Source organism: Enterobacter sp. JUb54 (assembly GCF_014298075.1).
Classification (GTDB): Bacteria; Pseudomonadota; Gammaproteobacteria; order Enterobacterales; family Enterobacteriaceae; genus Klebsiella; species Klebsiella lignicola.
Genome location: NZ_CP060418.1, coordinates 5290994 through 5304724 on the forward strand (window position 1 = coordinate 5290994; position 13731 = coordinate 5304724).

Consider the following 13731-nt stretch of genomic DNA (forward strand, 5'->3'; position numbering starts at 1 on the left):
GCCAGAGGGGAAACCCGCTGGCTTTTTTTATAGGGATGACAACGATGGCTGAACCACAACCGCTGTTTGATTACGCAGGACATCTGCCGGAATGCCCGACCTGGAGCGAGACCGAGCAGGCGCTCTACTGGGCCGATATCCTTGAGTGTGAAATCCACCGCTATGACATCAACAGTGGTGAGCATCAGGTCCTGCAATTTCCCGAAGAAGTGGGCTGCTTTGCTCTGCGCGAGAAAGGCGGTTTTATCGTGGCGCTACGCAGCGCTATCTGGTTAACCGATGCGCACGGCCTGCTGCGACGTAAAATCTGTGATAACCCAAGCAACCCGCAGCTGGCACGCTTTAACGACGGCGGTACCGACCGCGAGGGGCGCTTTTACGCCGGGACATTCTGGGGGCCGGGAGATTTTAATGGTGCGCTGCTGATGCGGATCAACCATGACCTGTCGCCTCGGGTGATTCAGTGTGACATTCATGGCGCCAACGGCCTGGCATTTAGTGACGATAAACGTTGGATGTATACCTCTGATACGCCAAATGCCGTGATTTACCGGACGCCGCTGGATGAGCAGGGCGAACCCGGCAAGCGGGAAGTCTTCCGTCGTTTTCAACCGGGGGAGGGGATCCCTGACGGGGCGGCTATCGACGAAGAAGGGTGCTACTGGAGTGCAATGTTTGACGGCTGGCGGATTGCCCGCTTTTCCCCGAGCGGAGAAGCGCTGGAAACCTACCGGCTGCCGGTGCGCTGCCCGACGATGGTCTGTTTTGGCGGCGCGGATATGCGCACGCTGTACATCACCACCACCCGGGAAAACATGGACGCCGACGAAGTACAGCAATATCCGCTCTCTGGCGCCATCTTCACCCTGCCGGTTGCGGTAGCAGGGATGAAGAAGCCAGTATTTATTGAGCGTTAAATCGGGTCGACCGGCACCACGTTTTCGCCCGGGTAGCAGCCGAGAACCTTCATAGAACGGGTAATCTCGGCCAGCTCTTTCAGTGCCTTACGCATCGGGATTGATTCGAGGTTGGCCTGGATATCCAGATAAAACATCTCTTCCCACGGGTTACCGTGAATCGGGCGCGATTCCAGCTTGGTCATGATCAGGTTGTGGTTGCGCAGTACCAGAAGCGCTTCAACCAGCGCACCCGCCTGTTGACCGGTGGCCATCAGCAGCGTGGTTTTTGCCGGTACCTGATCGGAAACATTCACCGCTTTGCGTGCCAGCACCAGGAAGCGGGTAATGTTTTGTGTTTGGTTCGCCTGGCAGTGTTCCAGCACCTGCAGGCCGTACAGCGCGCCGCCGGCTTCGCTACCCAGCGCGGCAACGGCAGGAGAGTTAGCCTGCGCCACTTTCTCCATCGCCGCCGAGGTGCTTTCGGTATATTCAATTTTCCAGTGTGGATAACGGCTCAGATACTGGCTGCACTGCTGAAACGGCTGCGGGTGGCTATACACGGTCTGAATACGTTGCGGGTCGGTTGACGCCGAGACCAGCACGCAGTGATCGATGGGGATCGTCAGCTCGCCAACGATCGACAGGCTGGTGTGCTGTAGCAGATCGTAGACGTCGTTGATCCCGCCGGAGCTGGTGTTTTCAATGGGGACGACCGCGTAGTCGGCCTGTCCGGTTTCTACCTGATTGAAGATATCGGCGAATTTAGCGCAGCCGCTCTCGATGAACTGCTCGAAGTGGCGAGCGGCGTACTGGCGTGCGGCAAGATGTGAGTATGACCCTTTCGGCCCGAGGAACGCCACGCGTGCTGAGTGCGGATTGATTTTATTCAGGTGTTGCTGCAGCAGCGTTTGTTGAGTGAGTACTGAATCCTCGATGATCAGCTGGAACAGGCGTGTGATGTAGTGGGCATCGAGGTGATGGCTTTTCCCCAGCGTCATCAGCCGCTCCAGCAGGTCACGTTCGCGGTCGATATCACGGACCGGACGGTGCGATGCCAGCTTGGCTTTACCTACTTCTACCGCCAGCCCACGGCGTTCTGCCAGCAGCGCGAGCAGTTTTTCATCCAGTGCGCTGATCTTATCGCGCAGGGCCAGTAACGGGTTTTCCTCGGTCATATTGTGTTGCCTTTATTGTTATTCATTTATCAAAAAAAAAGGCCTCCCGCTTGGGAGGCCTTGTTGTTCGTCTTCGCATTCTTTATCACACGACGAATTGCCTCCCGTTCAGGGGAAGGTAAAAAAGAATGCGAAGAAGAACGGTAGTTGTTTCACGGTGATATCCTTTGGTTGATGGCAGTTACAGTACCCGTACTGTTTTCATCCTGTCAATAAAAAACGCGCCCGAAGGCGCGTGGCGTTACACAATATTAAGTTAAGGATTACTCTTCTTCTTCCACAAAGCCTGCCTCTTTCACCGATGTTGCGGCGCGGCGGGCTTCCCCTTTGTGTTGCACTTTATTCAGCTGCCGTTCCAGCTTGTTGATTAATTCGTTGATAGCGACGTACATATCTTCACTTCTTCCGCTGGCAACCAGGTGACCATTAGGCGTGTTGATGGTTGCGTCAGCGACAAAACCCTGCGGCTCTTTGGAGAGAATGATGTGCGGGTTGATTAAGTGGGTTTGCCATTTATCCAATTTGGCGAGACGGTCTGCGACGTGCTGGCGGATTGCCGGAGTAATTTCCATTTGTTTACTGGTAATGTTCATTGTCATAAATTTTACCTCTTGTCTTTCCCGTCTTGGTGAACTCAGCATACCTCGCCCAATGTCAAGATGTGTGATTAAGATCACATTTTAATGTCACTTTTTGTCAGCGAATTCATTTTGTGAGGCAGGGCAGGAACAGGTGAGATTTTACTTGTCGAACAGGGGAAAGGGCGTCATATTTGATAGGATGTCTCGGCGCTAAAACGCTTCAGCTTTGGTGCCTGAGCAATAAAAAAACGGCAGCTCATAGCTGCCGTTTTGCTTATCTGAAATGCGATCAGGTGTTTTTGCTGTTAGCCGCGATGATTTTCGCTACTTTATCGGCCTGGGCATTCATTTGCATCTGGCGATAGGCGTTTTCCATCTTCGGCAATGCATCGCGAGTGGCCTGTGTATCCGGATAGCTGCGCAGCATGCCATCAACACGGTTCACCACGGCAACCCATGCACCACGGTCGGTGTAGTAATCCACCACTGACAGCTCGTACTTCGCCAGGCGATCCTTCAGGAACACCATGCGTTTGTAGGCATCGGTGGCATACTGGCTGTTCGGATAACCGCGCACCAGTTTGGAGAAGTCGTTAAAGGCATCGCGCGCGTGCTGTGGATCGCGGTCGGAACGATCGACCCCGAAGAAGCCTTGCAGCGCACTGTCATCCAGAGCCATATTTGTCAGACCACGCATATAAATGACGTAATCAATGTTAGGATGTGTCGGGTTCAGACGAACAAAGCGGTCGATGGCTGCCTGAGCCAGCGGTAGATCGGCATTTTTGTAATACGCATAAATCAGGTCGAGCTGTACCTGTTGGGAATAAGGACCGAACGGGTAGCGGTTATCCAACGCTTCCAGTTGCGTTATTGCCTGTTTCCAGTTACCGTCCTGCAGCTTTTGCTGAGCGGTCGCGTAGATTTCATTCGGCGGATTATCAGGCACCTCTTCCTTTGAGCCGGAGCAACCCACCAAAGCCAGGCTCAGTGTGGCCGCTGCCACCAGGTATTTCATGCGCGTCATGACGTTTTGACTTCCTCAAAATGTTTATGCGGGAGAATCTCTGTTCCTGCTCCCGATTAAGACCAGCTACAATAGCACACTATATTAAACGGCAAAGCCGTAAAACCCAACGTTAAACGAAGAAGCTGTATATGGCACAACGAGTACAACTCACCGCAACGGTGTCCGAAAATCAACTCGGACAACGCTTAGATCAGGCTTTGGCCGAAATGTTCCCTGATTATTCGCGATCGCGAATAAAAGATTGGATCCTTGACCAGCGAGTGCTGGTAAACGGCGCTGTCAGCGACAAGCCGAAAGAGAAAGTTTTAGGGGGAGAGCTCGTCTCCATCGATGTTGAAATCGAAGAAGACGTCCGCTTCGAACCGCAGGATATTCCGCTCAATATCGTTTATGAAGATGATGACATCCTCGTCATTAACAAACCGCGCGACCTGGTTGTACACCCGGGCGCGGGCAACCCCGACGGTACTGTGCTGAATGCGCTGCTGCACTACTATCCGCCGATTGCCGATGTCCCGCGCGCGGGTATCGTGCACCGTCTGGATAAAGACACGACCGGCCTGATGGTCGTCGCGAAGACTATCCCGGCGCAAACTCGCCTGGTGGAATCGCTGCAGCTGCGTGAAATCACCCGTGAGTATGAAGCGGTGGCGATTGGCCACATGACTTCCGGCGGAACGGTGGAAGAGCCTATCAGCCGTCACCCGACCAAGCGTACGCACATGGCGGTACACCCGATGGGTAAACCGGCGGTCACGCACTATCGTATTATGGAGCACTTCCGTATTCATACGCGCCTGCGTCTGCGTCTGGAAACCGGTCGTACGCACCAGATCCGTGTGCATATGGCGCATATCACCCATCCGCTGGTGGGCGATCAGGTATATGGCGGCCGTCCGCGCCCGCCGAAAGGCGCTTCGGAAGCGTTCATCACCGCGCTGCGCAAGTTTGACCGTCAGGCGCTGCACGCGACGATGCTGCGTTTGTACCATCCGATCAGCGGTATTGAGATGGAATGGCATGCGCCTATTCCTCAGGATATGGTTGATCTGATTGACGCAATGCGTGCCGATTATGAAGACCACAAGGACGATATCGACTGGTTATGACTAAACTGATTGTACCGCAATGGCCTGTGCCGGAAGGCGTGGCGGCCTGTAGCTCCACGCGTGTTGGCGGCGTCAGCCTGCCACCGTACGATTCACTCAATCTGGGTGCCCATTGCGGAGACAATCTGCAGCATGTGGAAGAGAACCGCCGGCGGATGTTTGCCGCAGGCGGGTTACCGTCGTATCCGGTCTGGCTGGAGCAGGTGCATGGCACTGCCGTGCTGAAACTGGATGGCGGGCCATATGAGTCAAAGCGAGCGGATGCGTCATACTGCAATACGCCGGGCACGGTGTGTGCCGTGATGACCGCAGACTGCCTGCCGGTGCTTTTTTGCAATCGTGCAGGAACCGAAGTTGCGGCTGCACATGCCGGCTGGCGTGGGTTATGCGACGGCGTGCTCGAAGCAACCATCACCTGCTTTGCCGATAAGCCAGAAAACATTCTGGCCTGGCTCGGCCCGGCCATCGGTCCCGAGGCGTTTGAAGTCGGTCCGGAAGTGCGCGATGCCTTTATGAGTAAAGACGCGAAGGCCGACAGCGCTTTTCGGCCGGTCGGTGAGAAATACTTTGCCGATATTTATCAGCTTGCCCGCCAGCGCCTGGCTAACGTGGGCGTGACGCAGATCTTCGGCGGCGATCGCTGTACGCTAAGCGAAAAGGATGATTTTTTCTCTTATCGCCGCGATAAGACGACGGGTCGTATGGCGAGTTTCATCTGGTTGAGATAACCTCGCGAGTCAAGACGATCCAGACGGCAAACATATTTTTTGCATAGTTCAGGTCTTTAACCTTGAATAATTGAGGGATGACCTCATTTAATCTCCAGTAGCAAATTTGACCTGTTTATGGGAGGAATTATGCGTCTGGATCGTCTTACCAATAAATTCCAGCTTGCTCTTGCCGATGCCCAGTCTCTTGCACTTGGGCACGACAACCAATTCATCGAACCTCTTCATCTAATGAGCGCCTTGCTGAATCAGGAAGGGGGATCGGTACGTCCTTTATTAACGTCTGCTGGCATTAACGCCGGAGAGTTAAGCACAAGCATCACTCAGGCGTTGAGCCGTTTACCGCAGGTGGAAGGCACCGGTGGCGACGTGCAGCCGTCTCAGGATCTGGTGCGTATTCTGAATCTTTGCGACAAGCTGGCGCAAAAGAGGAAGGACAACTTTATTTCGTCAGAACTGTTCGTCCTGGCGGCGCTTGAATCACGCGGTACGCTGACCGACCTTTTAAAATCTGCCGGAGCAACAACCGCCAATGTGACTCAGGCGATTGAACAAATGCGCGGAGGTGAAAGCGTGAACGATCAGGGTGCCGAAGACCAACGTCAGGCATTGAAGAAATTTACGGTCGATCTGACCGAGCGGGCTGAACAAGGCAAACTGGATCCGGTGATTGGCCGTGATGAAGAGATTCGTCGGACAATCCAGGTCTTGCAGCGGCGCACTAAAAATAACCCGGTTCTGATTGGTGAACCCGGCGTCGGGAAAACGGCCATCGTGGAAGGACTGGCGCAGCGTATCGTCAACGGTGAAGTACCGGAAGGGCTGAAAGGCCGCCGTGTACTGGCGCTGGATATGGGGGCGCTGGTGGCCGGGGCGAAGTATCGCGGTGAGTTCGAAGAGCGTCTGAAAGGCGTCCTGAACGATCTCTCCAAACAGGAAGGTAACGTCATCCTGTTTATTGATGAGCTGCACACTATGGTGGGGGCAGGGAAAGCAGACGGCGCAATGGATGCCGGCAACATGCTGAAACCTGCGCTGGCTCGTGGTGAGCTGCACTGCGTCGGCGCGACCACCCTCGATGAGTATCGTCAGTATATTGAAAAAGATGCTGCGCTGGAGCGTCGTTTCCAGAAAGTGTTCGTGGCTGAACCGTCAGTGGAAGATACCATCGCGATTCTGCGTGGTTTAAAAGAGCGTTACGAGCTGCATCACCATGTGCAGATCACCGACCCGGCGATCGTCGCAGCCGCAACGTTGTCGCATCGCTATATTGCTGACCGTCAGTTGCCGGATAAAGCCATCGACCTGATCGATGAGGCCGCGTCCAGCATTCGTATGCAGATTGACTCGAAGCCGGAAGAACTCGACCGACTCGACCGTCGTATTATCCAGCTCAAGCTGGAACAGCAGGCGTTGAAGAAAGAGGCCGATGAGGCCAGTCTGAAACGGCTGGATATGCTGAATGAAGAGCTGGCGGATAAAGAGCGTCAGTATTCAGTATTAGAAGAAGAGTGGAAGGCGGAAAAAGCGTCACTCTCCGGAACTCAGACCATCAAAGCCGAGCTGGAACAGGCGAAAATCGCGATTGAGCAGGCGCGTCGCGTCGGCGACCTCGCGCGGATGTCTGAACTGCAGTACGGCAAAATTCCGGAACTGGAGAAACAGCTCGCGGCTGCCACCCAGTCTGAAGGTAAAACTATGCGTCTGTTGCGAAATAAAGTGACCGATGCGGAAATTGCCGAAGTGCTGGCCCGCTGGACCGGTATTCCGGTGGCGCGAATGATGGAAGGTGAGCGTGAAAAACTGCTGCGGATGGAGCAGGAGTTGCACAGTCGGGTGATCGGTCAGAACGAAGCGGTTGAAGCGGTATCCAACGCGATTCGTCGTAGCCGTGCCGGGCTGTCTGACCCGAACCGTCCAATCGGATCGTTCCTGTTCCTCGGTCCAACCGGTGTTGGTAAAACCGAGCTTTGCAAAACGCTGGCTAACTTTATGTTCGACAGCGACGATGCAATGGTGCGTATCGATATGTCCGAGTTTATGGAGAAACACTCCGTCTCGCGTCTGGTTGGTGCGCCTCCGGGATATGTCGGCTATGAAGAAGGGGGCTATCTGACCGAAGCAGTTCGTCGCCGTCCGTATTCCGTCATTCTGCTGGATGAAGTCGAAAAGGCCCATCCGGATGTGTTCAACATTCTGTTGCAGGTGCTGGACGATGGTCGTCTGACCGATGGGCAGGGGAGAACGGTCGATTTCCGTAATACGGTGGTGATCATGACCTCTAACCTTGGTTCGGATCTGATTCAGGAACGTTTCGGGGCGCTGGATTACGGCCATATGAAAGATCTGATTCTGGGTGTGGTTAGTCAGAACTTCCGCCCGGAATTCATCAACCGTATCGATGAAGTGGTAGTCTTCCACCCGTTGGGTGAAAAACACATTGCTTCTATTGCGCAGATCCAGCTGCAGCGTCTGTACAAACGTCTGGAAGAACGTGGTTATGACGTTCATATGTCCGATGAGGCGCTGAAACTGCTGAGCGCGAATGGTTACGATCCGGTGTATGGCGCGCGTCCGTTAAAACGCGCTATCCAGCAGCAGATCGAAAACCCGCTGGCGCAGCAAATTCTTTCCGGTGAGTTAATTCCTGGTAAAGAAGTGCAGCTGGTGGTCAAAGACGACCATATCGTCGCAGTGCAGTAAATCACAAAACGACAAAAACGGGCCCAATGGGCTCGTTTTTGTTTAAAAACCAGGCAAGAATTAAAGTCCGAACGCAAAGTTGTTTAATAAGTAAGCGAACGAATTGTTTTTGTGAATTTAAACTTGTCACGTCAGAATTACTGCCTATAATGCGCCTCCACTGACACTGAACAACGGCAAACAAGCCGCCGGGTCAGCAGGGTTCTCCGCTGAAAGCCAGCCGAGTGACCCGGCAGAGAAAGGCAAAAATAAATGCTTGACTCTGAGGCGGGGAAGCGTATTATGCACACCCCGCGCCGCTGAGAAAAAGCGAAGCGGCACTGCTCTTTAACAATTTATCAGACAATCTGTGTGGGCACTCAAAGTGACATGGATTCTTAACGTCCTCGGACGAAAAATGAATACCAAGTCTCAGTGAGTGAACATACGTAATTCATTACGAAGTTTAATTCACGAGCATCAAACTTAAATTGAAGAGTTTGATCATGGCTCAGATTGAACGCTGGCGGCAGGCCTAACACATGCAAGTCGAGCGGTAGCACAGAGAGCTTGCTCTCGGGTGACGAGCGGCGGACGGGTGAGTAATGTCTGGGAAACTGCCTGATGGAGGGGGATAACTACTGGAAACGGTAGCTAATACCGCATAACGTCGCAAGACCAAAGTGGGGGACCTTCGGGCCTCATGCCATCAGATGTGCCCAGATGGGATTAGCTAGTAGGTGGGGTAATGGCTCACCTAGGCGACGATCCCTAGCTGGTCTGAGAGGATGACCAGCCACACTGGAACTGAGACACGGTCCAGACTCCTACGGGAGGCAGCAGTGGGGAATATTGCACAATGGGCGCAAGCCTGATGCAGCCATGCCGCGTGTATGAAGAAGGCCTTCGGGTTGTAAAGTACTTTCAGCGAGGAGGAAGGCATTAAGGTTAATAACCTTAGTGATTGACGTTACTCGCAGAAGAAGCACCGGCTAACTCCGTGCCAGCAGCCGCGGTAATACGGAGGGTGCAAGCGTTAATCGGAATTACTGGGCGTAAAGCGCACGCAGGCGGTCTGTTAAGTCAGATGTGAAATCCCCGGGCTCAACCTGGGAACTGCATTTGAAACTGGCAGGCTTGAGTCTTGTAGAGGGGGGTAGAATTCCAGGTGTAGCGGTGAAATGCGTAGAGATCTGGAGGAATACCGGTGGCGAAGGCGGCCCCCTGGACAAAGACTGACGCTCAGGTGCGAAAGCGTGGGGAGCAAACAGGATTAGATACCCTGGTAGTCCACGCTGTAAACGATGTCGACTTGGAGGTTGTTCCCTTGAGGAGTGGCTTCCGGAGCTAACGCGTTAAGTCGACCGCCTGGGGAGTACGGCCGCAAGGTTAAAACTCAAATGAATTGACGGGGGCCCGCACAAGCGGTGGAGCATGTGGTTTAATTCGATGCAACGCGAAGAACCTTACCTACTCTTGACATCCAGAGAACTTAGCAGAGATGCTTTGGTGCCTTCGGGAACTCTGAGACAGGTGCTGCATGGCTGTCGTCAGCTCGTGTTGTGAAATGTTGGGTTAAGTCCCGCAACGAGCGCAACCCTTATCCTTTGTTGCCAGCGGTTCGGCCGGGAACTCAAAGGAGACTGCCAGTGATAAACTGGAGGAAGGTGGGGATGACGTCAAGTCATCATGGCCCTTACGAGTAGGGCTACACACGTGCTACAATGGCATATACAAAGAGAAGCGACCTCGCGAGAGTAAGCGGACCTCATAAAGTATGTCGTAGTCCGGATTGGAGTCTGCAACTCGACTCCATGAAGTCGGAATCGCTAGTAATCGTAGATCAGAATGCTACGGTGAATACGTTCCCGGGCCTTGTACACACCGCCCGTCACACCATGGGAGTGGGTTGCAAAAGAAGTAGGTAGCTTAACCTTCGGGAGGGCGCTTACCACTTTGTGATTCATGACTGGGGTGAAGTCGTAACAAGGTAACCGTAGGGGAACCTGCGGTTGGATCACCTCCTTACCTAAAGAACCTGCCTTTGTAGTGTCCACACAGATTGTCTGATGAAAAGTAAATAGCAAGGCGTCTTGCGATTGAGACTTCAGTGTCCCCTTCGTCTAGAGGCCCAGGACACCGCCCTTTCACGGCGGTAACAGGGGTTCGAATCCCCTAGGGGACGCCACTTGCTGGTTTGTGAGTGAAAGTCGCCGACCTCAATATCTCAAAACTGGTTCTCCGGAATCACGTTTGAGATATTTGCTCTTTAAAAATCTGGATCAAGCTGAAAATTGAAACGACACACTGTTTCCTTTCTCCGTAATAAGAAAGGAAAAGCGGTGTGTTCGAGTCTCTCAAATTTTCGCAATGCGGACTGTTTTACGAAACAGCTTCGGGTTGTGAGGTTAAGCGACTAAGCGTACACGGTGGATGCCCTGGCAGTCAGAGGCGATGAAGGACGTGCTAATCTGCGATAAGCGTCGGTAAGGTGATATGAACCGTTATAACCGGCGATTTCCGAATGGGGAAACCCAGTGTGTTTCGACACACTATCGTTAAGTGAATACATAGCTTAACGAAGCGAACCGGGGGAACTGAAACATCTAAGTACCCCGAGGAAAAGAAATCAACCGAGATTCCCCCAGTAGCGGCGAGCGAACGGGGAGGAGCCCAGAGTCTGAATCAGCGCGTGTGTTAGTGGAACGGTCTGGAAAGTCCGGCGGTACAGGGTGATAGCCCCGTACACTAAAATGCACACGTTGTGAACTCGAAGAGTAGGGCGGGACACGTGGTATCCTGTCTGAATATGGGGGGACCATCCTCCAAGGCTAAATACTCCTGACTGACCGATAGTGAACCAGTACCGTGAGGGAAAGGCGAAAAGAACCCCGGCGAGGGGAGTGAAAAAGAACCTGAAACCGTGTACGTACAAGCAGTGGGAGCACCTTCGTGGTGTGACTGCGTACCTTTTGTATAATGGGTCAGCGACTTATATTCTGTAGCAAGGTTAACCGTATAGGGGAGCCGCAGGGAAACCGAGTCTTAACTGGGCGTTAAGTTGCAGGGTATAGACCCGAAACCCGGTGATCTAGCCATGGGCAGGTTGAAGGTTGGGTAACACTAACTGGAGGACCGAACCGACTAATGTTGAAAAATTAGCGGATGACTTGTGGCTGGGGGTGAAAGGCCAATCAAACCGGGAGATAGCTGGTTCTCCCCGAAAGCTATTTAGGTAGCGCCTCGTGAACTCATCTTCGGGGGTAGAGCACTGTTTCGGCTAGGGGGTCATCCCGACTTACCAACCCGATGCAAACTACGAATACCGAAGAATGTTATCACGGGAGACACACGGCGGGTGCTAACGTCCGTCGTGAAGAGGGAAACAACCCAGACCGCCAGCTAAGGTCCCAAAGTCACAGTTAAGTGGGAAACGATGTGGGAAGGCACAGACAGCCAGGATGTTGGCTTAGAAGCAGCCATCATTTAAAGAAAGCGTAATAGCTCACTGGTCGAGTCGGCCTGCGCGGAAGATGTAACGGGGCTAAACTGTGCACCGAAGCTGCGGCAGCGACACTATGTGTTGTTGGGTAGGGGAGCGTTCTGTAAGCCGTTGAAGGTGGCCTGTGAGGGTTGCTGGAGGTATCAGAAGTGCGAATGCTGACATAAGTAACGATAAAGCGGGTGAAAAGCCCGCTCGCCGGAAGACCAAGGGTTCCTGTCCAACGTTAATCGGGGCAGGGTGAGTCGACCCCTAAGGCGAGGCCGAAAGGCGTAGTCGATGGGAAACAGGTTAATATTCCTGTACTCGGTGTTACTGCGAAGGGGGGACGGAGAAGGCTATGTTAGCCGGGCGACGGTTGTCCCGGTTTAAGCATGTAGGCGGGAAGTTTAGGTAAATCCGGACTTCTGTTAACGCTGAGGTGTGATGACGAGGCACTACGGTGCTGAAGTAACAAATGCCCTGCTTCCAGGAAAAGCCTCTAAGCATCAGGTAACATCAAATCGTACCCCAAACCGACACAGGTGGTCAGGTAGAGAATACCAAGGCGCTTGAGAGAACTCGGGTGAAGGAACTAGGCAAAATGGTGCCGTAACTTCGGGAGAAGGCACGCTGATGGTAAGTGAAGCGACTTGCTCGTGGAGCTGAAATCAGTCGAAGATACCAGCTGGCTGCAACTGTTTATTAAAAACACAGCACTGTGCAAACACGAAAGTGGACGTATACGGTGTGACGCCTGCCCGGTGCCGGAAGGTTAATTGATGGGGTTATCCGTAAGGAGAAGCTCTTGATCGAAGCCCCGGTAAACGGCGGCCGTAACTATAACGGTCCTAAGGTAGCGAAATTCCTTGTCGGGTAAGTTCCGACCTGCACGAATGGCGTAATGATGGCCAGGCTGTCTCCACCCGAGACTCAGTGAAATTGAACTCGCTGTGAAGATGCAGTGTACCCGCGGCAAGACGGAAAGACCCCGTGAACCTTTACTATAGCTTGACACTGAACATTGAGCCTTGATGTGTAGGATAGGTGGGAGGCTTTGAAGCGTGGACGCCAGTCTGCGTGGAGCCAACCTTGAAATACCACCCTTTAATGTTTGATGTTCTAACGTAGACCCGTGATCCGGGTTGCGGACAGTGTCTGGTGGGTAGTTTGACTGGGGCGGTCTCCTCCCAAAGAGTAACGGAGGAGCACGAAGGTTAGCTAATCCTGGTCGGACATCAGGAGGTTAGTGCAATGGCATAAGCTAGCTTGACTGCGAGCGTGACGGCGCGAGCAGGTGCGAAAGCAGGTCATAGTGATCCGGTGGTTCTGAATGGAAGGGCCATCGCTCAACGGATAAAAGGTACTCCGGGGATAACAGGCTGATACCGCCCAAGAGTTCATATCGACGGCGGTGTTTGGCACCTCGATGTCGGCTCATCACATCCTGGGGCTGAAGTAGGTCCCAAGGGTACGGCTGTTCGCCGTTTAAAGTGGTACGCGAGCTGGGTTTAGAACGTCGTGAGACAGTTCGGTCCCTATCTGCCGTGGGCGCTGGAGAATTGAGGGGGGCTGCTCCTAGTACGAGAGGACCGGAGTGGACGCATCACTGGTGTTCGGGTTGTCATGCCAATGGCATTGCCCGGTAGCTAAATGCGGAAAAGATAAGTGCTGAAAGCATCTAAGCACGAAACTTGCCCCGAGATGAGTTCTCCCTGACTCCTTGAGAGTCCTGAAGGAACGTTGAAGACTACGACGTTGATAGGTCGGGTGTGTAAGCGTAGCGATACGTTGAGCTAACCGATACTAATGAACCGTGAGGCTTAACCTTACAACGCCAAAGCTGTTTTGGTGGACGAGAGAATATTTTCAGCCTGATACAGATTAGTCAATATGTCTTTAAGACGTGTTGATAACAGAATTTGCCTGGCGGCGATAGCGCGGTGGTCCCACCTGACCCCATGCCGAACTCAGAAGTGAAACGCCGTAGCGCCGATGGTAGTGTGGGGTCTCCCCATGTGAGAGTAGGGAACTGCCAGGCATCAA

At 53.3% G+C, this 13731-nt stretch carries 8 protein-coding genes, 1 tRNA gene, 3 rRNA genes and 1 other annotated feature; of the genes, 8 read left to right on the plus strand and 4 right to left on the minus strand.

Translation table 11 applies throughout. From position 1 onward, the window contains the following. The first annotated feature begins 44 nt into the window (after positions 1-44). Positions 45-917: an SMP-30/gluconolactonase/LRE family protein gene (locus HF679_RS24670; RefSeq protein WP_123756922.1), complete on the plus strand. Its 873-nt coding sequence runs from the start codon at positions 45-47 to the stop codon at positions 915-917. Here the strand turns inward: HF679_RS24670 and pheA are convergent. The 4 genes from pheA to bamD all read right to left on the minus strand — a co-directional run bounded on the left by pheA (position 914) and on the right by bamD (position 3682). Next, positions 914-2074 (minus strand): bifunctional chorismate mutase/prephenate dehydratase, encoded by a 1161-nt coding sequence (pheA, locus tag HF679_RS24675; protein ID WP_123756923.1) that lies wholly within the window; start codon positions 2072-2074, stop codon positions 914-916. The two genes, HF679_RS24670 and pheA, sit on opposite strands and share 4 nt — an antisense overlap. A 32-nt stretch (positions 2075-2106) precedes the next feature. After that, positions 2107-2231: a sequence feature (Phe leader region), on the minus strand. Next, positions 2183-2230: a pheA operon leader peptide PheL gene (gene pheL, locus HF679_RS24780; RefSeq protein WP_125294913.1), complete on the minus strand. Its 48-nt coding sequence runs from the start codon at positions 2228-2230 to the stop codon at positions 2183-2185. It overlaps the preceding feature by 48 nt. Positions 2232-2337: 106 nt before the next feature. After that, positions 2338-2673 carry a ribosome-associated translation inhibitor RaiA gene (raiA, locus tag HF679_RS24680; RefSeq protein WP_004866516.1) on the minus strand — a complete coding sequence of 112 codons (336 nt, stop codon included), beginning with the start codon at positions 2671-2673 and terminating at the stop codon, positions 2338-2340. Between the two features lie 271 nt (positions 2674-2944). Further along, positions 2945-3682, minus strand: coding sequence for an outer membrane protein assembly factor BamD (gene bamD / locus HF679_RS24685; RefSeq protein ID WP_100686641.1), 738 nt, complete (start codon positions 3680-3682; stop codon positions 2945-2947). Between the two features lie 131 nt (positions 3683-3813). On the opposite strand from bamD, the gene rluD reads away from it, so the two are divergent. The 7 genes from rluD (at position 3814) to rrf (ending at position 13726) form a co-directional block, all read left to right on the plus strand. Further along, positions 3814-4794: a 23S rRNA pseudouridine(1911/1915/1917) synthase RluD gene (gene rluD / locus HF679_RS24690; RefSeq protein ID WP_123756924.1), complete on the plus strand. Its 981-nt coding sequence runs from the start codon at positions 3814-3816 to the stop codon at positions 4792-4794. Next, positions 4791-5522 carry a purine nucleoside phosphorylase YfiH gene (yfiH, locus tag HF679_RS24695; RefSeq protein ID WP_187042474.1) on the plus strand — a complete coding sequence of 244 codons (732 nt, stop codon included), beginning with the start codon at positions 4791-4793 and terminating at the stop codon, positions 5520-5522. Before rluD ends, yfiH begins: the two co-directional genes overlap by 4 nt. Positions 5523-5651: 129 nt before the next feature. Beyond that, complete coding sequence (clpB, locus tag HF679_RS24700) at positions 5652-8225, plus strand: ATP-dependent chaperone ClpB (RefSeq protein ID WP_123756926.1); 2574 nt, start codon at positions 5652-5654, stop codon at positions 8223-8225. A 467-nt stretch (positions 8226-8692) separates the two neighbouring features. Next, positions 8693-10232 (plus strand): 16S ribosomal RNA (locus tag HF679_RS24705). Positions 10233-10316: 84 nt separating this feature from the next. After that, positions 10317-10392 (plus strand) — tRNA-Glu (locus tag HF679_RS24710). Positions 10393-10610: 218 nt separating this feature from the next. Then, a 23S ribosomal RNA gene (locus HF679_RS24715) occupies positions 10611-13516 on the plus strand. Between the two features lie 94 nt (positions 13517-13610). After that, positions 13611-13726: ribosomal RNA gene (rrf, locus tag HF679_RS24720) — 5S ribosomal RNA — on the plus strand. Together the 16S, 23S and 5S rRNA genes with 1 tRNA gene alongside form the textbook arrangement of a ribosomal RNA operon. The last annotated feature ends 5 nt before the right edge of the window (positions 13727-13731 follow it).